Origin of the sequence: Streptomyces humidus (assembly GCF_014649655.1) — a bacterium.
Taxonomy (GTDB): Bacteria; Actinomycetota; Actinomycetes; order Streptomycetales; family Streptomycetaceae; genus Streptomyces; species Streptomyces humidus.
The window spans coordinates 1-22637 of record NZ_BMTL01000067.1; the positions used below are offsets into that span (position 1 = coordinate 1).

20 protein-coding genes and 2 pseudogenes are annotated in these 22637 nt (G+C 72.6%); 7 read left to right on the forward strand and 15 right to left on the reverse strand.

The annotated features are described in order from the left end of the window. From IE239_RS39975 to IE239_RS39990, 5 genes and pseudogenes are all read left to right on the forward strand, one after another. Positions 1-401: integrase core domain-containing protein (locus IE239_RS39975; RefSeq protein WP_229878749.1), on the forward strand; the 401-nt coding region annotated here is incomplete at its 5' end. 24 nt (positions 402-425) lie between these two features. After that, positions 426-539, forward strand: a pseudogene (locus IE239_RS42810) (IS21-like element helper ATPase IstB); the annotation flags it as partial. A gap of 112 nt (positions 540-651) precedes the next feature. Further along, positions 652-1137 (forward strand): MarR family winged helix-turn-helix transcriptional regulator, encoded by a 486-nt coding sequence (locus IE239_RS39980; RefSeq protein WP_229878750.1) that lies wholly within the window; start codon positions 652-654, stop codon positions 1135-1137. Between the two features lie 72 nt (positions 1138-1209). Beyond that, entirely contained in the window at positions 1210-2646 is a 1437-nt protein-coding gene (locus IE239_RS39985) for a carboxylesterase/lipase family protein (protein ID WP_190154364.1), read from the forward strand. 187 nt (positions 2647-2833) lie between these two features. Next, positions 2834-3019: pseudogene (locus tag IE239_RS39990) on the forward strand (hypothetical protein); the annotation flags it as partial. Positions 3020-4055: 1036 nt separating this feature from the next. Here IE239_RS39990 and IE239_RS39995 read toward each other — a convergent pair. Next, entirely contained in the window at positions 4056-5138 is a 1083-nt protein-coding gene (locus IE239_RS39995) for a CaiB/BaiF CoA transferase family protein (RefSeq protein ID WP_229878751.1), read from the reverse strand. Between the two features lie 188 nt (positions 5139-5326). Between IE239_RS39995 and IE239_RS40000 the strand changes: the two genes are divergently transcribed. Then, positions 5327-5746, forward strand: coding sequence for an organic hydroperoxide resistance protein (locus IE239_RS40000; protein WP_190154367.1), 420 nt, complete (start codon positions 5327-5329; stop codon positions 5744-5746). 119 nt (positions 5747-5865) lie between these two features. On the opposite strand, the gene hemL is transcribed toward IE239_RS40000, so the two are convergent. The 12 genes from hemL to IE239_RS40060 form a co-directional block, all read right to left on the reverse strand. Beyond that, on the reverse strand, positions 5866-7206 hold the full coding sequence (gene hemL, locus IE239_RS40005) for a glutamate-1-semialdehyde 2,1-aminomutase (RefSeq protein ID WP_190154368.1): 1341 nt from the start codon (positions 7204-7206) through the stop codon (positions 5866-5868). Between the two features lie 114 nt (positions 7207-7320). Continuing rightward, positions 7321-9372: an acetate--CoA ligase family protein gene (locus tag IE239_RS40010; RefSeq protein ID WP_190154369.1), complete on the reverse strand. Its 2052-nt coding sequence runs from the start codon at positions 9370-9372 to the stop codon at positions 7321-7323. Then, the gene (gene hemA, locus IE239_RS40015; RefSeq protein ID WP_190154370.1) at positions 9369-10685 is read right to left on the reverse strand and encodes a glutamyl-tRNA reductase; all 1317 of its coding nucleotides are present in this window, start codon (positions 10683-10685) and stop codon (positions 9369-9371) included. The genes IE239_RS40010 and hemA overlap by 4 nt, the downstream gene beginning before the upstream one ends. 71 nt (positions 10686-10756) lie before the next feature. Next, complete coding sequence (gene hemB / locus IE239_RS40020; RefSeq protein WP_190154371.1) at positions 10757-11776, reverse strand: porphobilinogen synthase; 1020 nt, start codon at positions 11774-11776, stop codon at positions 10757-10759. A 5-nt stretch (positions 11777-11781) separates the two neighbouring features. After that, positions 11782-12591 carry an aspartate/glutamate racemase family protein gene (locus tag IE239_RS40025; RefSeq protein WP_190154372.1) on the reverse strand — a complete coding sequence of 270 codons (810 nt, stop codon included), beginning with the start codon at positions 12589-12591 and terminating at the stop codon, positions 11782-11784. 103 nt (positions 12592-12694) lie between these two features. Then, positions 12695-13897 (reverse strand): FAD-dependent oxidoreductase, encoded by a 1203-nt coding sequence (locus IE239_RS40030; protein ID WP_190154373.1) that lies wholly within the window; start codon positions 13895-13897, stop codon positions 12695-12697. Continuing rightward, positions 13894-14640: a maleate cis-trans isomerase family protein gene (locus IE239_RS40035; protein ID WP_190154374.1), complete on the reverse strand. Its 747-nt coding sequence runs from the start codon at positions 14638-14640 to the stop codon at positions 13894-13896. Before IE239_RS40035 ends, IE239_RS40030 begins: the two co-directional genes overlap by 4 nt. Before the next feature lie 140 nt (positions 14641-14780). Then, the gene (locus tag IE239_RS40040) at positions 14781-15320 is read right to left on the reverse strand and encodes a helix-turn-helix transcriptional regulator (protein ID WP_190154375.1); all 540 of its coding nucleotides are present in this window, start codon (positions 15318-15320) and stop codon (positions 14781-14783) included. A gap of 224 nt (positions 15321-15544) precedes the next feature. Further along, positions 15545-16510, reverse strand: a complete 966-nt coding sequence (locus tag IE239_RS40045; RefSeq protein WP_190154376.1) for a DMT family transporter — start codon at positions 16508-16510, stop codon at positions 15545-15547. Positions 16511-16700: 190 nt separating this feature from the next. Then, positions 16701-17663 (reverse strand): LysR family transcriptional regulator, encoded by a 963-nt coding sequence (locus IE239_RS40050; RefSeq protein WP_190154377.1) that lies wholly within the window; start codon positions 17661-17663, stop codon positions 16701-16703. Positions 17664-17682: 19 nt separating this feature from the next. After that, a complete protein-coding gene (locus tag IE239_RS40055) occupies positions 17683-18600 on the reverse strand; it encodes a TIGR03619 family F420-dependent LLM class oxidoreductase (protein WP_190154378.1) in 918 nt (305 codons plus the stop codon). Beyond that, a complete protein-coding gene (locus IE239_RS40060; protein ID WP_229878753.1) occupies positions 18584-19816 on the reverse strand; it encodes an MFS transporter in 1233 nt (410 codons plus the stop codon). The genes IE239_RS40055 and IE239_RS40060 overlap by 17 nt, the downstream gene beginning before the upstream one ends. Before the next feature lie 186 nt (positions 19817-20002). Here IE239_RS40060 and IE239_RS40065 point away from each other — a divergent pair, with 186 nt between their 5' ends. Continuing rightward, entirely contained in the window at positions 20003-21670 is a 1668-nt protein-coding gene (locus IE239_RS40065; RefSeq protein WP_190154379.1) for a glutamate--tRNA ligase, read from the forward strand. 217 nt (positions 21671-21887) lie between these two features. Here IE239_RS40065 and IE239_RS40070 read toward each other — a convergent pair whose 3' ends face one another. Further along, positions 21888-22400: a LuxR C-terminal-related transcriptional regulator gene (locus tag IE239_RS40070; RefSeq protein ID WP_229878752.1), complete on the reverse strand. Its 513-nt coding sequence runs from the start codon at positions 22398-22400 to the stop codon at positions 21888-21890. 40 nt (positions 22401-22440) lie between these two features. Further along, positions 22441-22637, reverse strand: a 197-nt coding sequence (locus IE239_RS40075) for a hypothetical protein (protein WP_229878754.1), incomplete at its 5' end; no start/stop codon positions are given.

Below are 22637 nucleotides of genomic sequence, written 5' to 3' on the forward strand. Positions count from 1 at the left end.
GCCCGCGATACTCCCGCACCGCCCGCTGCCGATTCCCTACACCCATCACAAACCCCCAGCTCACGAAGGTGTTGCGACGACCGATTGAATCCGCCCAATACACGAGTTTCCGGCTCGCCGAGCACCTGGACGCCGCCGGCATCGCCGCCTCGATCGGATCAGCCGGAGATGCCTACGACAATGCCCTGATGGAGAGCACGATCGGTCTGTTCAAGACCGAGCTGATCAAACCCCGGCGGCCCTGGAAGACGCTGTCCGAGGTCGAACTCGCCACCGCTGAATATGTTGACTGGTACAACCACCGCAGGCTCCACGGTGAGATAGGCCACGTCCCACCGGTCGAATACGAAGCCACCTACTACACCGAACTCACGAAACCCCAGGTCACAACCACAACCTGAGATCTCTACCGAACCCGGGGCGGTTCAGCCATCGTCGACCGCCTCACCTTCAACGGCACCATCATCGAAACCGGCACCGGCTCCTACCGCCTCGCCCAGGCCCGCGCACGTGCCGTGGAGCCAGCCACGGCTGGCTGACCCCTGCCACCGCTCCCCTTCCACGGGCAGCTGCCCTGAGAATAGGCGGCTGCCCGTGCCGCGATTGCGCGGTTGACTTCGGCCGCGAAAGAACGTTACGTTCATTAACGTTATGAGCGTTAATGAACTCTGGGATGAAGGTCTGGAGGGGCCTCCCGAGGCCCTGACCAGGTGGACTGGCTTCCTGATGAACTGGGTCGCCGCCCACGCGCGTGAGGCCTACGAGCAGGTCGTGGCTCAGGTCGGACTGAATCCGCAGCACCTGGGCGTTCTCACTCAAATTCAGCACGGCCCGATGATTCAGGCCAGGCTGAGCGACCGGCTGCGGGTGTTCAAGCCCGTCATGGTCACCCTGGTGAACGAGCTTGAGGCGATGGGGCTGGCGGAGCGTCGGCCGCACGCCAGCGACCGCCGTGCCATCGAGGTGCACATCCTCCCGGCCGGCCTGGACAAGGTCCGGGAAGTCGACAGGCTTAGCGAGCAGGTCTCCGCCGCGTTCTTCAGCCCGCTCACCTCGAACGAGCAGCAGACCTTGCACAGTCTGCTCGCCAAGCTTGCCAAGGACGGCCCTGCCGGCCCATGGCAGTCGCTGAGCTGACGCAAAACGCCGCTGACAACGCCACATTCGCAGTCAGAGCAGGTCCGTGATGGCTCTCCCGGGAGGAAACACATGCACGACACGATCAAGACGCAGCAAGGCCTGGTCCGCGGCCGCACCCACGACAGCATCGTCTCGTTCAAGGGCATCCCGTACGCCGCGGCACCCGACGGCGCGCGGCGTTTCATGCCGCCCCAGCCTGTAGCGGCCTGGGACGGAGTGCGGGACGCTGACGCCTTCGGCAGCGCGCCGCCGCAACGACCGCCAGCACCGCAAGTTCCGGCCGTGTGGCAGCCCGGCGACGGCCTGGACTGCCTGACGGTGAACGTCTGGACCGCGTCCCCCGGAGCCACACGCATGCCCGTGATGGTGTGGATCTACGGCGGCCAGTGGTCATACGGTGCCTCATCGATGCCGCACTACGACGGCTCCGTTCTTGCCGGATCCGGAGTGGTCGTCGTGACCTTCAACTATCGCACCGGCTTCGAGGGCTTCGGCCACCTGCCTGGCACTCCCGACAACCGCGGCCTGCTGGACCAGCTCGCCGCACTGACCTGGGTCCAGGACAACATCGCCGCCTTCGGCGGCGACCCCGACAACGTCACCGCCTTCGGCCAATCCGCAGGCGGCGCCTCCGCTGCCCTGCTCGCCGCCATGCCAGCAGCCGCCGGCCTGTTCCGGCGGTGCATCGTGCAAAGCCTTCCCACCGGCTACCTCAGCGCGCCTCACGCCCAACAGGTCACCGAACGGCTCGCAGCAGCCGTCGGCACCACGCCCACCCGGGACGGCCTGGCCGCACTGCCCCCTCAAGCCCTCCTGGAGGTGGCGGACAGACAGCTGACCGGCGGACGCCCCGGTAGTGCATTCGCCCCAGTCATCGACGAAGACCTGGTCACCGCCCCTCCCTGGCAGGCCCTCGCCGACGGGCGGGCCCGCCATATCGACCTGCTCTGCGGCTTCACTCACGACGAATACCGCGGCTTCCCACCCACGGCCGACCCGGCCCAGATCGATCTCGCGGCCACCGCCACCCGCTTCGGCCTCGCACCCAATGCCGCACTCGCCTACCGCGCCGCCTACCCCGACAGCACCACCGCCGAACTGTTCACCACCCTCATGTCCGACGCCTTGGTCCGCATGCCGACCACCTTCACCGCCGAAGCACACGCCCGAACCGGCGGCCGCACCTGGCTCTACGACTTCGCCTGGCAAGGCCCGATCGGCGCCGCCCACGGCATCGACATCCCGTTCGTCTTCGGCCAGCCTCACACCCGCTACGCCGCCCGCTTCCTCGGCGCCCCGCCCCCTGCCGACTTCGCCCCCCTGTGCCACCAGATCCGCACCGCATGGACCTCCTTCGCCGCCACCGGCGACCCCGGCTGGCCCTCCTTCGACACCCGCCTTCGCACCACACGCCTCTGGGACGCCACCTCCACCGACACCGCATACCCCGCACCGGACTCCCACCGCATCTGGAGCCAGACGCAGTCATCTCCCGCCGACGAGTAGCGGTTGGGCACCTCTGAAGCCGCTGGTCGATATCAGCAGCCTCCGGCCCAGCTCAGCGATGCCCCCCGTCAGTGCCGTCATTTCTCCTCGACATTCGTGAAGCCGGTGATCACGAACCGCCTCCGGAACCGGCCGACAAACACTGTTCCTGGAGATCGACGAAGCCATGAAACGATCAGTTATCGGCGGCCGCCCTGAGGCCCTGGCCGTGCTCCTCGTGGATCCCGACCACTCCAAGGTGCAAGCTCTCTACGAGCAGTGGGGTTACAAGAAGGTCGGGAACCGTCAGCCCTTCCCGGACTCCCCGAACTTCGCCGTCATGCTTCTCCCCCTGCACGCAGCGGAAGCCGACCAGAACGGGGATACTGCGTGACTGCAAGAGGAGCACGCTGACGGCAGAGGACCACCGCCACCTTGCAGGCATGACAACCTCGGCCGGCCCAGATCGCACCGTTCTGCGCCATGTAGGACCGCGCTCAGACGTTGTAGCCCTTCTGCCGGGCGGTCCCACCCCACGCAGTCGCGAAAACAGCAGGAAGCAGGGGCGGCAGAGCGGATTCGCGCCGACCCCTTAACGCTTGCACCTGACCGAGCACTTCGAGCACAGGCCCTCTTCAGAGGAGTCCCACACCGGCATCGGATAGTCCTGCAACGGGGTCGGTGCGGGCGTGGCCATGGTGCATATCCGTTCTCTCCAGGCGAGGGCCGCCCGGCAGGCGGCCCAGTGCCACCATCGCGCGTCAACCGGGCTGCGGACCGCTACGCTCTGCAGGCCTATGGCGTGCTGTGGCTGTGACGTGCGCGAACTCCCCACCGGCACGACGGTGGCGGCATGCGAGCGCGCGGTGCGCTGATGCGGGCGCTCAGGTCGGGTTCGAGGCCCGTACCCGGCAGGTGGCCGGCCCGGCCGCCGAGACCGCGTCTGCCGGAGGCAGGCGCGGGCACCGACGAGGAGGAGGCCGCGCGGGCCTGTGGCGTACGGCGGCCGAGACCGCCGTACGCCACAGGCCCGGCCGGAAGTCGGCCGCGTACGTACCGGGCGCCAGATCACCACCCGGGCGGGGCTGGCCCGGGCCATGAAGAAGGTCCGGGCGGCCGCCGTCGGGTCGAGCCTGCGTCAGCTGACCGCCTCGCGGGCCTCCTATCGCGCAGCGCCCTACGCAACGTTCTCCATGGCCGACGGCTGCCCGGCGAGAAGCTCCTGGCCGGCTTCGCCGCGGTGTGCGGCACCTGCAAGGAGAGTGCCCGCGCGCTGCTCGCCGCCCGCGCGCGAATCCTGACCCGCCTGTGCCCGTGTCAGGCCGTCCAGGGGTGCCGGGCCGGCCGGGCCTGCGGCTCTTCGCTCCCGCGGGTGCTGTGCCGCGGGCCCGTCCGGGTCCGTCCCGGGGGTCTGCTTCGGCGGAATGCCCTCACGCGGAGCGCGGGCGGTCCTCTCGCCTCCAGTCCTCCGGTACGACGTCGGTGTCGGCGCCAGGGGCGGGGGCCGGGCGGGACGCGGGGGGCGGCGTCCGGGAGAAGCGGGGGGCGGGGGACGGCTGGGGACGGCCGGCCACCTCGGTGAACGTCGCGCGCTCGCGCAGGGCGGGGTGCTCCGCGGCTTCCTCAGGGGTGAGGACGGGCACCACACACGCGTCCTGGTCGGCGAACACCTTGGCCCAGTGGTCCCGGGGGCGGGTTCGCAACGCTTCGGCGATCCGGTCGCGCAGGGCCGGCCAGTTCGCCTGGTCGGCGCGGTCGGGCAGGTCGGCGGCGTCCAGGCCGAGCTGCGCGCAGAGAGCGTCGTAGAACCGCGGCTCGATCGCGCCGACCGCCACGTGCCCGCCGTCCTGGCATGCGTAAGTGGTGTAGAACGGCGCGTCGGTCACCGTGACGTTGCCCGGGTTCTCCCTCCACTGGCGGACCATCACCTCCAGCAGGGCCGCTCCGTCGACCATGGCCGCGTCGACCACCTGGCCGCGCCCGCTGTACGAGCGCTCGTGCAGCGCCGCCAGCACGCCGAGGACCTGGAGCAGACCGCCGCCCGCGAAGGTGGACAGATACGTCGAGGGAGGCGACGGGGAGCCGGCGGCGTCCGCGTCGCTGTCGAGTGCTCCGGCCAGGGCGAGGAAGCTGATGTCGTGCCCGGAGCGCTGCGCCCAGGGTCCGCTCTGGCCCCAGCCGGAGACCCTGGCGTAGACGAGCCGGGGGTTGGAGCCGTCGAAGGACTCCGGGCCCAGGCCCAGGCGCTCGCATGCCCCCGGGCGCAGGCCTTCGAGCAGCACGTCGGCGCAGTCCACCAGGGCGCGCACCCTGCGTATGCCGTCCGGGTTCTTCAGGTCGGCCGTGACCGAGCGGCGGGAGCGGCCGAGGGGGTCGGCGGGCCCGAACGTGCCGGCGCCCGGGCGGTCGATGCGGACGACGTCGGCGCCCAGGTCTGCGAGGAGCGTGGCGGCGAAGGCGCAGGGTGCGCCGCTCGCCAGCTCGACCACACGTACACCGTTGAGTGGCCCCATGAGGCTCATCTCCTTTCCAGTGACTTTTCTGATTTCTCGGGTGCGGGTCGGACGAGTCTATTCTGATGAGTGTTCACGAATCAGTTCGCGATTTCCGCTTCGGGATTCCGTATTGTTTCGCCTCTGATTTCTTCCCTATCTTGCGAGTGTTTTTCCTCTTGCTTCCCGGATGAGAAAGGGCAGGAATCGTGACGGTTCTCTACACGGCTGAGGTCACGTCGTCGGGAGACGGCCGCAAGGGCCGGGTCAGCTCCTCGGACGGCGTGCTGGAACTGGGACTGGACGCGCCCAAGGAGGTGGGCGGCTCCGGGGAGCGGACCAATCCGGAGCAGCTGTTCGCCGCGGGGTACGCGGCTTGCTTCCACAGCGCGCTGCGGTTGTCCGCACGTGAGGCGCGGGTGCCACTCGACGAGGAGCCGGCCGTCACGGCCCGGGTGCACCTCGAGCGTGACGACTCCGGTTACGGGATCAGCGCCGATCTGACGGTGCGGATGCCGGGAGTGGCCGCGCAGACGGCGCGGGAGTTGGTGGACCGGGCTCATGCCCGCTGCCCGTACTCGCGGGCCGTGCGCGGCAACGTCCGCGTGGGGATCGAGCTGGCCGGCTGAAGGCCGGTTCCCCTTCGGCGCGTTCGGTGTGTTCGGCGCGTTTGATGTGATGCTCCCGGTGTGCGCCGCCGGAGCCGGACGGGGTCCGGCTCCGGCGGCGTCCGCGCGTCCGGACCTGCTCACGCCGCCGGGGGCACGGCGGCCGCGGCGGCCTTGGCGGCCTGCGGAAGGGCCGACACGACGCGGTCCACGGCCCGGTCGTCGTGCGAGGCGGACACGAACCACGCTTCGAACGGCGACGGCGGCAGGTAGACGCCCTGGCGCAGCATCTCGTGGAAGAAGGCCCGGTAGCGGAAGGCCTCGCTCGCCCTGACGTCGTCGTAGTCGCGGACCGGCCGCTGGGAGAAGAACACCGAGAACATCGTCCCGGAGTACTGCAGCACGTGGGCGACGCCCTCGGCGGAGAGCGCCGCGGACACTTCGGTCCCGATCGTGGCGGACACCGCGTCCAGGCGCTCGTAGACCGCGTCGGTGCAGTGGCGCAGGGTCGCCAGGCCGGCGGCGGTGGCCACCGGGTTGCCCGCGAGGGTGCCCGCCTGGTAGACGGGGCCGGCCGGGGCGAGGTGGGCCATGACGTCTGCCCGGCCGCCGAAGGCGGCGGCGGGGAAGCCGCCGCCCATCACCTTGCCGTAGGTGAACAGGTCCGCCGCCACGCCGTCCCGGTCGTACCAGCCGGCGCGGCCGGCGCGGAAGCCGGTCATGACCTCGTCGGAGATGAAGAGGGCGCCGTGGCGCCGGCACAGGTCCTTCAGGCCGGCGTTGAAGCCGGGCAGTGGCGGGACGGCGCCCATGTTGCCCGGCGCGGCCTCGGTGATCACGCACGCTATCTCCGAGCCGCGCTCGGCGAAGACGCGCTCGAGCGCGGTCAGGTCGTTGTACGGCAGGACGAGGGTGTCGGCGGCCTGGGCGCCGGTGACGCCCGGGGTGTCCGGCAGGGCGAAGGTGGCCAGGCCGGAGCCCGCCGCGGCCAGCAGCGCGTCGACGTGGCCGTGGTAGCACCCCGCGAACTTGACGATCTTGGATCGGCCGGTGAAGCCGCGGGCCAGCCGGATCGCGGACATGGTGGCCTCGGTGCCGGAGGTGACCAGCCGGACCTTCTCCACGGGGGCGACGCGGTCGACGATCTCCTCGGCGAGGGCGATCTCCCCCTCGGTCGCGGTGCCGAACGAGGTGCCCGCGGCGAGTGCGGCGCCGACCGCGTCGAGGACCGCCGGGTGCCGGTGGCCGAGGATCATCGGGCCCCAGGAGCAGATCAGGTCGACGTACTCCCGGCCTTCGACGTCGTAGAGGTACGGGCCCTGCGCGGAGGCCATGAAGACGGGGGTGCCGCCGACGGAACCGAATGCCCGCACAGGGGAGTTGACGCCACCGGGGATGACCGTCGCGGCCCGTTCGAACAGCGAGGCCGAGGCGGCGCCGGCGGGAGCGTCGAGGGCGGCGGGTGCTGGGGATGAGGACATCGGTCGGTGCCTTTCGCAGTCGGAAGAGGAGAACGGAGGGTGGGGGGTCGGGCGGGGCCGGTGGCGGGGGGGGCCACCGGCCCCGCCCGGTGGGGGCGGCCGGGAGGCCGTCCGTCAGTGGGCCGGGGTGTCTGCGGCGCTGAACGCGGAGTCCAGGACGATCGCGCCGTGCGGCAGCACCCGCACCGGGTTGAGGTCCAGCTCGAACTCGCCCGGCCAGTCGCGGATCGCGTCGGACAGCCGGTACAGCAGGTCGGCCAGTGCCGCGGTGTCGAGTTCCGCCGTGCCGCGCGCCCCGCGCAGCAGGGCGGCGGCGCGCAGTTCGGAGATCATGCGCTCGGCCTCGCCGTCGGGCAGCGGCAGTACGCGGTGCGCGACGTCGTCGAGGACTTCGGTGAAGATGCCGCCGAGTCCCACGGTCAGGACGGTTCCCAGCGGGCTGGTGCGGACGCCCACCAGCGCCTCGATCCCGTCCGGGGCCAGTTCCTCGACGAGCACCTCGCCGCCGAGCGCGGCCAGGTCGGCGAAGGCGGCCGGCGCCTGCTGTTCGGTGACGCCCACCCGGACGCCGCCCGCCTCCGACTTGTGCAGCAGGCCGGGCACGACGGCCTTCAGCACGGCGCGGCCGCCCAGTTCCCGCACCAGCGCGGCTGCGTCGTCGGCGTCGCGGGCGGTGCGGCCCTTGGGCACGGTGATCCCGGCGGTGGCGAGCAGCTGCTTCAGCTGCGGCTCGGTGGCCTGCGGCGCGGGCGCGGGAAGCGGCGCCGTGACCGCGTCGCGGTGGGTGTCCGGGCGGGGCCGGCTGACCTGCCACAGTGCGGCGGCGGCCTTCAGCGCGCGGGCCGGCGTCGGGTAGTCGGGCAGTTGGGCGTCGCGGAGCATGGCGGGGGCGTCCGGGGCGAGGAAGTCGGCGCCGGTGCGGGCCACCAGGATCGGCTTGCCGCCCTTGCGGGCTGCCTTGGACAGGGCGGTGACCGCCTTCTGCACGTCGGGTCCGGCCATGACGCAGAAGCAGGCGATGATGATGTCGACGGAGTCGTCCGCGAGCAGCACGTCCAGCGACCGGTCGAACAGGGTGGGGTCGCTGAGCACGGTCGCGGTGATGTCGACGGGGTTGTCCACCGCGCCGAAGGGCGGCACGATCTCGGTGAGCGCGGCGATGCTCTGCGGTGACAGCCGGCTCAGCTGGAGACCGGAGTCCTCGATGGCGTCGGCGGCGAGGATGCCGGAGCCGCCGGAGGTGGTGACCACGGCGACGCGCGGGCCCTTCGGCCGCAACGGGACCTCGAACGCGGCCGCGGCGTCGAGGAGTTCGTCGATGTCGTCGACCCGGGCGATGCCCAGCTGGTGCAGCGCCGCGTCGAGCACGCGGTCGTCGGTGGCGAGGGCGCCGGTGTGGGAGGCTGCGGCCCGGCCGCCGGCTTCGGTGCGCCCGGACTTCAGCAGTGCCACCGGTTTGCCGGACGCGCTCAGGGCTCGCAGGGTGTCCAGGTCGGGCACGTCCTCCAGGTAGCCGAGCAGTCCCTGGCACTCGGGCTCCTGGGCCAGCTCGCGCAGCACCTCCAGCGCGGTGACGTCGGCGTCGTTGCCGGTGCTCACCACCCAGCCGGGGCGCAGTCCGCGCTGGAGGGCGAGGCTCGCCGCGCCGAAGCCCAGGGCGCCGCTCTGGCTGACGAACCCGAGGGTGCCGGGTTCGAAGGGGACGCTTTCGGCGCCGAACAGGGGGCTGAAGGTGGCCAGGACACGGTTGTTGAAGCTGACGGCGCCGATGCAGTTCGGTCCGATCAGGCGCAGTCCGCCCGCGCGGGCCCGGGCGACGATCTCGTCCTGGAGGGCGGCCCCGTCGGCCCCGGTTTCCGCGAAGCCGGAGGAGGCGATGATGGCGAGCGGTATGTCGGCCTCGACGCAGTCGTCGACGGCGCCGGCGACGCGGTCCGCGCCCACCATGATCAGCGCCAGGTCTATCGGGCCGGGCGCCTCCTTGAGCGAGGCGTACGCGGGGACGCCGAGGATTTCCCCGCCTCGTGGGTTGATCGGCAGGATGCGGCCCTTGTAGCCGTGGCGCAGCAGGAAGTCCATCGGCTTGCGGCCCAGCGCTCCGGGGCGTTCCGTGGCGCCGACGACGGCGATCGAGTCGGCGTTCCACAGGGCTGAGATCGCGCTCATGCCATGACCTCCTGGGCGGGGGCGGGGGCGGGGTGCGGGGCGAACAGGACGTGCAGGGCGTCGACGTAGACGTCGCCGTCGGAGCGTCCGGCCAGTTCGCGGGCGCGGACGGTGGGCTGGTGGAGCACCTTGTCGACGATGCGCCGGACGGTGCGGGAGACCTCCTGGAGGGTTTCGCCGTCCATGGCTTCCAGCCGCTTGCCGAGCCGGGCGAGTTCGGCTTCGGTGGCCTCGGCGGCGGTGGCGCGCAGCGCGGAGAGGGCAGGGGTGGCCCGGGCGGCGCGGCGGGCGGCCTTCAGGGCCTCGACCTCGGTGTCGACGATCCGGTGCGCGCTCTCGACGCTGGCCACGGACAGTTCGTCGTCGCCGCCTTCTTCTGCGATGCGCTGGAGGTCGACGAGGGTGGCTCCGGGGACCTGGCCGGCTTCGGGTTCGATGTTGCGCGGCAGGGAGAGGTCGAGCAGGTACAGGTCGCGTCCGCCGCGCGGGGCCATGGCGTCGGCGACCTGGCGGGCACGCAGCAGGGGTTCGGTGGCGGCCGTGCAGCTGACGACCACGTCGACCTCGGTCAGCAGGCGGGGTATGTCCTGCAGCGGGTAGCCCCGGCCGTCGGCGGTCTCGGCGAGGCGCTGGGCCTTCTCCGGGGTGCGGTTGGCCATGTGCACCCGGCTCAGGCCGGAGCGGCGCAGCGCGGCGAGGACGACCCCGCCGAACGAGCCGGCGCCGATGACCAGGGCGGTCTTCCCGTCGAGTGAGCCGACCAGGCGTTCGAAGAACGCCAGGCCGGCGGTGGCCAGGGAGCGGCCGGCCTCGTTCAGTCCGGTCTCGTTGCGGGCCCGCTTACCGGTGCGCAGCGCGGCCTGGACGGCCTGGTTGAGGGTCTTGCTGGTCGCGCCGACGCGCTGGGCGCGCTCGAGGGCCTCCTTGACCTGGCCGAGGATCTGGTCCTCGCCGAGCACGACCGAGTCGAGGCCGGAGGCGACCTGGAACAGGTGGCGCAGGGCGTCGTCGTCGTGGCGCACGTACTGGTAGGGGGCCAGTTCCCGGGCGTCGACGCCGGTGTGGTCGGCGATGAGCGCGTCGAGGACGGGCACCGGGTCGGTGTCGGGGGCGGCCTCGGCGTAGACCTCGAGCCGGTTGCAGGTGGACAGGATCAGCGAGGCGGACAGGCCGTCGGCGTCGGCGATGCGCTGGGCCAGGTCGTCGAGCGGCTTGGGGCTCTCGTAGAGCTGTTCGAGCAGGTCAAGGGGGGCGGTGGCGTGACTGATGCCCACCGCGAGGAACCGGTTGTCGTCCGGTGTTGTTCGTCGCACGTTCCTTACACCTCGATGGATGACGTGGGGCGGGCGCCCGGCCCGGGGGGGCCGGGCGTGGCGGGGGCGGGTCAGCCCAGGCGGGGCGCGAACTCGGTGGCCCAGTACGTGATGATCTGGGAGGCGCCGGCCCGGTGGATCGAGGTGAGGCTCTCCACGATGGAGCCGTCGCGCTCCAGCCAGCCCCGGGCGGCGGCGGCTTCGATCATCGAGTACTCGCCGGAGACCTGGTAGGCGGAGACGGGCACGTCGACGTGGTCGGCGATCAGCCGGACGATGTCGAGGTAGGCCAAGGCGGGCTTGACCATCACCATGTCGGCGCCCTCGGCCATGTCGAGGGCGACCTCGCGCAGGGACTCGCGGATGTTGCCGGGGTTCTGCTGGTAGGTGCGGCGGTTGCCCTGGAGGGAGGACTCGACGGCGTCGCGGAAGGGGCCGTAGAAGTGGGAGGCGTACTTGGCCGAGTAGCCGAGGATGGCGACGTTCTGGTGGCCGGCCGCGTCGAGGGCCGCCCGGATGTGTGCGACCTGGCCGTCCATCATGCCGCTGGGGGCGACGATGTGGGCGCCGGCTTCGGCCTGCACGACGGCCGCCTGGCCGTACAGCTCGACGCTGGCGTCGTTGTCGACGTCTCCGTCGGGGCCCAGGACGCCGGTGTGGCCGTGGGTCGTGTACTCGTCGAGGTTGATGTCGCCGATGACGACGGTGGCGTCGCCGACCTCGGCGGCCACGTCGCGCAGCGCGACCTGGAGGATGCCGTCGGGGTCGACCGCGCCGCTGCCCCGCTCGTCCTTCTCCTGCGGGATGCCGAACAGCATCACTCCGCCGACGCCGGCGCTGACGGCCTCGACGGCCGCCTTGCGCAGGGTGTCGCGGGTGTGCTGGAAGACGCCCGGCATGGAGGGGATCTCCCGGGGCGCGGTGAGGCCCTCGCGCAGGAACAGGGGCTGGATCAGGTTGCTCGCGTGGACCTGGGTCTCGGCGGTGAGGCGGCGCAGGTGCGGGGTGCGGCGCAGCCGGCGGGGGCGGTGCAGCGGGGCTCCTGCGGGGGTGCTGACGGGGGCGGGGCCGATGGTCGGCTGGATGGTCATGCGGATCACGCTCCTTGGAGGATCGAGCCGAGGAAGACCTTCTCGAGGTGCTGGGAGATCTCGGCGGGTGGGCGGTGGAACCAGTAGCCGGCGTCGGAACGGGAGAAGATGCGCAGGTCGCGCAGGGTCACGGTGAGTTCGGCGAACTTCACGGCGAGGCCGGCCGGGTCGACCACGGGCATGCCGTGCAGTTCGCGGACGCCGAGGTGCCAGAAGATCTCGTTGGGGATGCCCTCGGCGGGGATGATGATCTCGGCGCCGGCCTTGCGGGCGCGGGCGGCGGCCTCGGTGTACGCGGTGAGGAACTGGTCGCCGTCGCCGTCGAGGGCGCGGTGGACGCCGTCCCAGCCGCCCGGTACGACCTCGTAGGCGGCCATGGACCGCTCCAGGCCGTACCGGGAGACGTTGGCCCGGATGGGCTCCTCCAGCGGCGGCATGAAGCCGAGCAGGCCGAAGCGGTGTCCGGTCAGGGCCGACAGGAAGAACGCCGTCTCGCCGTAGCCCAGCGTCGGTACGGCGGCCAGGTGGCGGGCGTCGCGCAGGCCGGGGTCCTGGCCCGCCGCCGTGATCCAGGCGTCGTAGCCGGCGCGTTCGGCCTGGAGGGCCGAGTGCGCGAAGTGTTCGCTGAACAGGACCTGGGCGGCGTGGTGGCCGACCAGTCCGAAGGGGGTGTTGTCGGGGTAGGTGTCGGCCGGCAGCGTCTTGATGTCGATGACGGTGCCGGGGGCGGCGATCGCGTCCAGATGCTCGCGATACCACTGGTCGAGCAGTGGCAGCCGTCCCTCCACGGTGTGTTTGTGGAACCAGATGCGCATGGCGCTTCCGTCCTCTCGGCTGAAAACGGGCAGGGGAAGACACGGGATGGGCGGGGTGAAGGGGGTGGGGCGGGGTGAAAGGGGGGTGGGGCGGGTCGGTGGGTCAGTGGGTGAGCTGCGGCCGGGGGGCGCAGTCCAGGAGCGAGGCCTTGACGAGGTAGTCGGCGGTGCGCTGCGGGTCGGCCGCGATGCGGCCGATGCTCTCCAGGGCGCCGCGCAGACGGGCCGGGTCGTCCAGGCCGGCCGTGCGGGCCTCGCTGCGCGGGATCACCTTGTCCGTCACCGCCCGGCGCCGTTCGGCGGCGACCGAGGCGAGAACCCGTTCGTCGGCCGTGCCGTGGTGCAGCCGGGTCAGCGCCCGTCCCCAGGCGACGGCGTCGTGCAGTCCGCAGTTCATGTTCATGCCGCCTGCGGTGGAGGTGAGGTGCGCGGCGTCCCCGGCGAACAGCACCCGGCCCGCCTGGTAGTCGGGCAGGACGAAGGCGGCGAGCCGGTAGGTGTGCGCGTCGGCGATCTCGACGTCCCCGGCGCAGGAGGGCAGGGCCCGCCGCAGCAGGGCGCTCACCTGCGCCCGCTCCACGGCCTGGCGGCGCGGCAGGTGCGCCGGCATGCGGAAGATGAGCCGCCAGTGGTCGGGCATGCCCAGGATGCTGAAGGACTGCCGGCTGTCACGGACGTAGGCCAGGGGTGCGAGGTCGGGCAGCAGCCCGTCGAGGGCCGTGTGCGTCACCACGCGCAGGGCGTACGAGGGGTATTCGGTGGCCCGGGAGGGCAGTTGGAGGGCGGCGCGGACCGTGCTGCGGCTGCCGTCGGCGGCCACCACGTACTCGGCGTCCAGCGGCGTGCGCAGCCCGGTGGGCCCGTCGAGCCACAGCCGTACGGCGTCCGTCCGGGGCCGCACGTCGAAGACGGTGCTGGTGAAGCACACTTCCGCGTGCGGGTACTCCTCGAGCGCCGCCAGCAGCAGCGGGGTGAGCCGTGACTGCTCGGCATGCACCCGGTAGGGGTGCGCGGTACGGCCGTTCAGGGCGTCGTAGCCGATGCGGTGCAGGACCCGCTGTCCCAGGTCGCGCCACTGGATCTCGTGCACCTCCCGGCCCGCGGCGCGCAGGGGGGCCGCGACGCCCAGTTCGTCGAGCAGGTCCAGGGTGGAGGGGTGGAAGGTGGAGGCGCGGGAGGCCGTGGACAGGTCCCGGGAGGATTCCAGGACGGTGACCGGCACGCCGCCCCGGGCCAGGACCAGGGCCGCGGTGAGCCCGACCGGTCCGGCGCCGACGACGACCACCGGGCGGCGGCGCACGCTCATGCCGTCCCGCCTGTGCGGGCGGCGAGCCGGCGCAGCAGGCCCGTCTCCTCCGCGGGGTCGGCCGGCAGGCCCGTCTGCTTCAGCGCCCAGCGGGCCGAGCAGATGTTGGAGGTGAGCAGGACGCGGTCGTTGCCCTCGCCGATCTGGCGCAGGGCGTCGAAGGTGAACATCCCGGTGCCGGTGAGCAGCAGGGCCTGGTCGTCGCCGAGGCCGGCCTCGGCGACCTGGCGGACCAGGTCGTCGGTGGAGACGTCGTAGGGGGAGAAGCGGTCGCCGGCCCGGATCGGGACGACCCGCGAGACGGTGAGGCCGGCCTGCTCCCAGAAGGTGCGGGACAGGTCGGTCAGCCAGGGCTCGTACGGCGAGACCAGGACGATGTCCCGGACGCCGAGGTCGGCGCAGGTGTCGAGGGTGGCGAGGGTGGAGGAGGCGACGGGCCGGCCGCCCGCGTCCGCGAGCTTCTCGCACAGGGCCCGGTCGCCGTCGGGGCCGAGCAGGTAGTGCGAGCCGCTGCACGCCACGACGACCGCGCCGAGCTTCAGGCCGCCGAATCCGGCGACGACCTCGTCGAGGCCCTCGTTGTAGGCGTCCAGCCGCTCGCGCAGGGTCCGCCCCGGCAGGACCGGGAAGCGGGAGGTGTGCACGTTCATGGCGGGCCGGACGAGGCTGCCGATCTCCGGTTCGGCGGCGGCGTTGCCGGAAGGAACGACGACCCCGAGGCGTTCCGCAGATTGCAAGGACATCTTTCCCCTTTTCCGAGGCGTTTTTCCGAGGCTTTTCGGGACTTTCCCGAGACGGCTTCAGCCGTGCCGGGATGTTCGATCGCGGGCTTTCCCGACGCCTGGAACGCTAGGTGGGGAGGGCGATGTGCGGCACTACGGAATCACGCAGTGAGCCGCTCCTGCTGCGGAATTCCGAAGCGGGGGACGGTGGCGCCCAGGGCGGCGGCGAGCTGGGCCCGGCGGCTGATCGACAGTTTCCGGTACATGCGGGTGAGGTGCTGTTCCACGGCCCGGCAGGATACGTTCAGCCGCTCGGCGATCTGCTGGTTGGTCATGCCGGAGAGGACCATGCGGGCGATGCGCGACTCGTGCGGGGTGAGCAGCGCGTCGGGGGCGGCCCCGGGCTCCTCGGGCTCGCGTCCGGTGAGCGCGCTGTGGCCGTACTCGACGTTCCAGGAGCGGATCCTGGTCCGGGCGATCAGCCCCTGGCGGACCAGGGGGTCGCCGCGCAGGATGCGGTGCAGGGAGACCTCGTCGGACACGGCGATCACCAGGATGTCCCCGTTTCCCGTGCCGGCGAGGCCGCCGCCGACGAGGATGCCGCGGCCGGACAGCGAGCGCAGGTGTGCGACGTGGGCGGGCCAGGCCTGGTGCAGGCGGGAGTCGGCGGGGTGGAAGGTGCGTTCGACGACGTACGGCATGGGGTCACCTCAGCGTGTGCAGGGCGCGGGCGCCGGTTCCGTTCGGGGTGGCGGTCCCGTTCCGGGCGGCGGTGGACGAGCGAGGGGGCGGAGCCGGGAGGACGGAGCCGGGAGGCGAGCGGGCTCCCGGCACGGTTACGGCCGACGGGACTCGGCGGCCCGGTGGTGTCACCGGCCCGCCGAGTCCCGTCCAGGGGTGGTGCGTGCGGTGAGGACCGCGGGCCTCACTGGGCGCCGGCGGTCAGCCCCTTCGCCGGTGCGGGGGCGCCGGCGGGGGTGGCGCCGGCGGGGGTGGCCACGGCCTGCTGCGCGGGCTTGTCCACGGGCTTGCGGCGCAGCAGTGCGATCGCGACGAGCACGGCGGCGGTGCCGAGCAGGACGCTCCAGCCGAGGGACTCGCCGAGGAAGGCGGCGCCGAGGACGACGGACACGACGGTCATCAGGTAGATGACGGTGGCCGCGGCCGCGGGGCCGTCCTTGGTGATGATGACCGTGTTGAGCAGGACGGCGAAGCCGGTGCACACCACGCCGAGGATGATCAGCGCGATCACGGAGTCGGTGCGCCACTCGACGGGCTCCAGGCCGATGAACGGCACGGCGAACAGGGTGAGCACGGCGGCGATGGTCAGCTGCCCGCCCGCCAGCATGAAGACGGGGATGCCGCGGCCGGCGAGGAAGCGGCCGACGTAGGCGAAGCTGCTGCCGAAGCTGACGGCGCCGAGGACGAAGCAGATGACGCTGCTGGTGGAGACGTGGGTGCCGGGACTCCAGGGAGCGGCCACCAGGACCACGCCGAGCAGACCGACGGCCATGCCCAGGATGCGGGCGGCGCCCAGCCGCTTCTCGGAGCCGAGCAGCACGGCCGCGCCGAGCGTCCAGACCGGGCCGGTGCCGCTGATGATGCCGGCGACGTTGCTGGAGCCGGTCACCTCGCCCTGGGCGAACAGCAGCCAGGGGACGGCGTTGCCGAGCAGCGCGGCCACGGCCATGTGTCCCAGGAGTCTGCGGTCGCGGGGCGGGCGCTGCCCCCGGGACAGGCCGATGGCCATCAGGACGGCGGCCCCGAGGACGAGCCGCACGAAGACCATCTCCACAGGCGAGAACCCGTACCCGGAGATCTTGATCCAGAGGAAGACCGAACCCCACAGCAGGCTCAGGCCGGACAGTCGCAGCAGCGCGCCGGATTTCATGGCGGACCCTCACATTCAGCGGAAGACAGGGGCGACAGGGGGGAGACGGGGGGCGGAACTCGTCCGCCGGCCCGCACCAAGAGCGTCGCCCGTGCCACCGCCCGGGGTCCAGCAAGTAATCTTTCCGATGAACGTGAAGGCAGACTGAAGCATTCGATACTTCGGTCGAATGGGCCGCGTTCCTATGAGATCACGGCTTGGGTGACCCTTCCAGCTCCGATTCAGCTGCCCGCGCCGCCTCGCTCAGGGCCTCCAGGACCGCCTCGATCTGGGGCACACCTGCGCTGCCGGGCCGTACGGCGGCGAACACCCGGCGCCAGGGCGCGTCGTCGAACCGCCGCACCGTGACGCCGGGCTGGGAGGACCGGCGGGCCAGCCGGGGCACCAGGCAGATGCCCAGGCCCTGCCGGACGGCGGCGAAGGTGGCGTCCCAGTCGCCGATGACGTGGGTGGCCTGCGGGGTGAAGCCGGCGGCCGCGCAGGCCGCGAGGGGGATCTCCTGGCACATGCCGACGGTGGCGAAGATCCACGCCTCGTCGGCCAGCTCCCCGAGGGTCAGCGAGGGCGCCTGTGCCAGCGGATGCTCCTCGGGCAGTGCCACGTCGAACACCTCCGTCATCAGGGGCCGCTTGTCGAAGCGGGAGTCGAGGGCGGGCGCGGCCGGCGACTCGACGGCGATGACCACGTCCGTGCGGCCCAGCTCCAGCAGCTCGAAGCTGACGGGCGGATCGACCTCCGCCAGCGTCGTGCGCAGCTCGGGCAGGCGCCGCTTGAGGATGCCGGCGGCCGGCAGGATGAGCGGCGAGAGGGTGGTGCCGAACCCCGACACCGACACCTCGCCGCGTTCACCGCCGCAGTGCTCGGCCAGAGCGCGGTGCAACCGGTCGATGCTCCCGAAGATCTCCTCGGCGTGCCGCAGCACCACCTTCGCCGCGCCCGTGAGCCGCAGCCGGCGCCCCATCGGCTCGGTCAGCGGTACGCCCAACTCCTTCGCCAGACCGGCGAGTTGCTGGGAGACGGCCGACGGAGTCAGATGCAACGCGGCCGCCACCGCGCTGACCGTGCCCCGCCGGTCCAGCTCCACCAGAACCCGCAGCTTGCGCAGATCGAGTTCGCTGCCGTACGGCTTGGCCGCCGCAGCACCCTTGTCCATGCCCATGCCTGGCGCAACGTCAGCGCAGGCGTCCGTGTTCCAGGTCGATCACCTCCTTCGCCAGTCGCTCGAACGCGGCGAGGTCGGCGGCGTCGCGGTCGGCGTCACGCCGCTGGCCGGGGAAGGTGGGGTCGAGGACGACCGTGTCGGCTCCCAGCCGGTCGAGCAGGACGAGGTCGTCGTGGATCTGCTCCAGGCTGCCCTCACCGAGCACCCGCCCGGCGGGCAGCGGCCGGCCGGTCAGCCGCAGCTTGATCCGCGGCGCGAGCGCGGGCGCCGGCAGGTTCAGCCGCTTGGCGGTGTCGCGCAGCGCGGGCAGACCGATGTGCACCAGCCAGTCGGCGGTGACGGAGGTCGGGTGCCAGGCGTCGCCGTAGCGCGCGGCCCGCCGCAGGGCGCCCGCGCTGTGCCCGCCGATCCACACCGGCGGTCCCGACGGCTGCGCCGGACGGGGACCGGTGTGCACGGGACCGAACCTGACGAACTCCCCGTCGTGCGCGACGACGTCCCGCGTCCAGAACGCCTTCATCACCCGCAGGTACTCGTCGCTGCGAGCCCCCCGGCGGGCGTACGGCACCCCGAGGGCGGCGAACTCGCCCGCCGCCCAGCCCGCGGCGGCCCCGAACACGAACCGGCCCCCGCTGAGCTGGTCGATGTTCGCCACCTGACGGGCCACCAGCAAGGGGTGCCGGTACGGCAGGATGGTCACGGTCGTCCCGATGCGCACGCGGCTCGTGATGCCCGCGAGCCAGGCGAGCACGGTGAACGGGTCGTAGAACGGGGCGGGGAACAGGTGCTCCACCTCGGGCGTGGGCGCCACGTGGTCGGACACCATCAGCTGGTGGTAGCCCATCTCCTCCAGCCGCCGGGCCCAGTCCTGCATGCTCCCCGCAGTGGTGGCCGGACCGTAGTTGGGCAGGTTAGCGCCGAACTTCATGGGAGTCTCCGTTTCGCTCGGACCCCGGGCGCGGACGTCGGTCCGGGGCTGGGTGGGGCGCGCTGGGCAGGAGCCGGCGGCCGAGGAGGTGCAGCCCGCAGGCCGCGGCGGCCACGGCCGCGGCGAGCGGCGGCAGCCGGCCCGGCGCGATCCCGGCCGACAGCACGGCCCCGCCGAGTGCGGCGCCGGCCGAGCCGCCGAGATAGGTGGCGGAGCTGTTCAGCGCGAGAACGGCCGCGCCACCGGAGGGCCGCAGTCCCAGCAGCCGGTGCTGCTGCGGCACCACGAACGCCCAGCCGGCCGCGCCCCACAGCACCAGCAGCGGCAGTACGGCCGTGCCGCTCAGCAGCCCGAGCGGGGCCAGGCACAGGGCCAGTGCGGCGAGCAGCACCGCCACCTGGGCACCGGAGCGGCCGGTGCGGTCCAGCAGCGGCCCGGCCAGGAAGCTTCCCGCGACCCCTCCGGCGCCCCACAGCCACAGCGCCGTCCGGTGCGCGGCGACACCGGACGCGTCGAGCACCGGCACCAGGTAGGTGTACAGGCCCAGGCTGGCCACGGTCTGCAGGAACGTCGTCAGCACCGCGATCCCGACCCTTCGGTCCGTCAGCTGGGCGCCGCGCTCGCGCAGTCCGGGCATCGCGGCACCGGACACCGCCGGCAGCAGCAGCACCGAACCGGCCAGCGACACCACGCCGATCGCGGTGACCAGCCACAGCGCCGCCCGCCAGCCCGCGTGCTGGGCCAGGAGCAGCCCGCCCGGCACCCCGAGCACGGTGCCCGAACTCAGCCCGCCGAGCACCACCGTCAGCGCGCGGCCCCGCCGCTCGGGACCGGTGAGCGCGGCGGCGGCGGTCGCCGCCACCGGCATGAACACCCCGGCGGCCACCCCGGCCGTGCCGCGCGCCGCCACCAGCGCGGCCAGCGAGGGCGCCAGGGCGGAGGCGGCGTTGGCCAGGCAGAACAGGGACAGCGCCGCGACGAGGACCTGCCGGATGCCCCATCGTGCGAGGGCCGCGCCCACGAGCGGGGCGAGCAGGGCGTAGCAGAGCATGAAGACCGTCACGAGCTGGCCCGTCACGGAGGCCGGCTCGTGCAGGTCCCTGCCGACCGCGGGCAGCAGTCCCGCCGTCACATAGGCGTCGGTCCCCACCGCCAGCGCTCCGAACCCGAGCAGCAGCACGCGCAGCACGGTGTCTCCTCCCTCGTCGGCGTCCACGTGGGTCAAGCCTCACCCGGGGACCGGCGCGAAGGGGCGTTCGGACGGGCCGGGGGTTCGGGTTCCCACATCCCCCGTGCCGCCGGACGGCTCCGGCCCGGCCGCAGCGCCCTAACGTCGACGTCCCGACGGGGCAGTGGCCCAGCCGGCCGCCGTACCGAATCGTCGCGACGGAAGGGATGAGCCATGCAGGACCGTGCCATCATCGACTCCTGGTTCCCCGCCGACCTGCTCCCGCCCGCTCACTGGGAGGAGCACTACACGCCGCGGGAGCTGCCGCCCGGCGCCCGGGTGACCCGGTTCGCGCCCAGTCCCACCGGCTCGATGCACCTGGGCGGCCTGTACGTGGCGACGCTGGCCCGGGATCTCGCCCGGCGTTCCGGCGGGGTGTATTTGGTGCGGATCGAGGACACCGACAAGGACCGTGAAGTGGCGGGCGCCGCGGAGGAGTTCGCCCGGATCTTCCGCTACTTCGGTCTGGAACCGGACGAGGGTGAACAGGAGGGCCGCTGGGGCCCCTACCGGCAGTCGGACCGTGCGGACATCTACCTGTCGTACGTGCGGGAACTGGTTCGCGAGCAGCGGGCCTACCCGTGCTTCTGCTCCCCCGAACGGCTGGAGGAGAACGCCGGGGAACAGCGGCGGTCGCGCTCCCCGCTCGGCTACTACGGCAAGTGGGCCCGCTGCCGTTCGCTGTCCGTGCGGGAGGCCGGGGAGCGGATCGCGGCCGGGGAGCCGTACACCGTCCGGCTGCGCTGCCCCGCCGGTCTGCCGGGCCGGGTGCGCTTTTGCGACCTGGTGCGCGGGGCGCTGACGATGCTGGACAACGGCAACGACGTGGTGGTGCTGAAGTCCGCGGACGCCGAGGGCCGCCGGCTGCCCACCTACCACCTGGCCCACGTGGTGGACGACCATCTGATGCGGGTGAACCTCGTGGTGCGCGGCGAGGAGTGGATCTCGTCGCTGCCGCTGCACCACCAGCTGCACCGCGCGCTCGGTTTCCGCACGCCCGAGTACGCCCACATCGCGCCGCTGATGAAGCTGGACGGCTCCAGTCGGCGCAAGCTGAGCAAGCGCAAGGACCCCGAGTCGGCGGCCGGGTTCTACGAGGCGGCCGGGTATCCGGCGGCGGCGGTCGCACACTACCTGCGCGGGCTGGCCAACAGCCGTGTCGCCGGGCTGCCGACCGGCCGGGCGCTCGCCGAGCCCCTGCGGCTGGCGGAGATGGGGGCCGCCGGCCCGATGGTGGACCTGCTCAAGCTGCGTTCCCTGAGCCGCGAGTACATCGCCTCGCTGGCGCCCGCGGAGGCCCTCGCGCAGCTCGGCGACTGGGCGGCCGGGTATGCGCCCGAGTTGCTCGCCGTCCTGCGCAAGCACCCGGATCTCGCGCTGGCCTCGTTCGAGATGGCCCGGCGCGGCAACGGCACACCCCGCAAGGACCTCGCGTGCTGGCAGGAGTTCACGGCCGCCTACGGCTTCTGCTTCCCCGAGCTGCACGAGACGGTGGACCGGCCGGGCGACGACCGGTTCGGGGGCCTGCCCGGCCCGGCGGTGTCCGCCCTCGCCGCGGACCTGGCGGCGTGCTACCGGCACGCGGGTCCGGCACAGGACTGGTTCGCCGTGCTGCGCACGGTGGCCGAGCGGCACGGTTTCGCCCCGGACGTGCGCAGCCACCGGGCAGATCCCGGCGCCTACCGGGGCTCGATCCGGGACGTGGCCAACGTTGTGCGGGTGTGCCTCACGGGCAGCCGCCGCAGCCCGGACCTGTTCCAGGTGGCCCAGTCGCTCGGGGAGGAAGAGGTGCTGCGCCGGCTCAGGCCGCTCGCCACCGGGGCGCCGGCCGGCCGGTGCTGAGACGGCGTCTGCCGGGAGGGCGCGGGTGAGACGGCGCTTGCTGCCGCGGCGGCCGGTGCCGGCACGGCGGGCGCGGGCGCGGGCCCCGTACCGGTGCGGCGGGCGGCGGGCGGCGGGCGGCGGGAGAGGAGGGCGCCTGGGGAGTGTGAGAGCGAAGGCGCAGGCGAGAGGGGAGACGGCGGCCCGGTGTCCGGGCCGCCGTCCGGCGTGTTCCCCCTCAGCTCGCCAGCAGCCGCTCGCCGCGCAGGGCGACCGCCAGCTGCGCGCGGCGGCTGATCGACAGCTTGCGGTAGATGCGGGTGATGTGCTGTTCCACCGCGCGCGGCGACACCATGAAGTGCTCGGCGATCTGCCGGTTGGTCAGTCCGTCCAGCATCATCCGGGCGACCCTCAGCTCGTGGGCGCTGAGCCGCCCGGCCGGTTCGGCGCCACCGGCGGCCGGGATGGCGCACTCTGCTCGCTCCTCCGCTCCGAGCAGATCGTCCATGCCCTGGACCATGACGTCCAGCGCCAGCCGCTCCTGGGTGTAGGGGTCCGCGCCGAGCAACTGGTGCACCGCGGCCCGGTCCTGCGCCTTGACCACGAGCACCTCCCTGCGTCCGTCCTCCCAGACTCCCCCGCCGAGCAGCACGTCCTGATGCATGAGCCTGCGCCAGTACGCCCGGTGGGCCGGGCGGAGCCGGTGCAACCGGGGATCGTCCTGGAACGCGCGGCTGATGATGTACCGCACCGTCACCGCCTTCTGACGTGTCTCATGTGGCTCCGTCTCCTCATGCTGCCTGGGGTACGGGCTGGGGCGGGGTCCCTTGGGTGGTGGGCCGGCGGATCACCTGGTTCACCGCGTCCGGCACGGGCCGCCCGGTCAGGGCCAGGCGCACCGAGCGGGCGACGGCGATGCCGGCCTTCTCCTGCGCCTCGTCGGTGGACGCGCCGAGGTGCGGGGTGGCCACGACCTGGTCGAACTCGA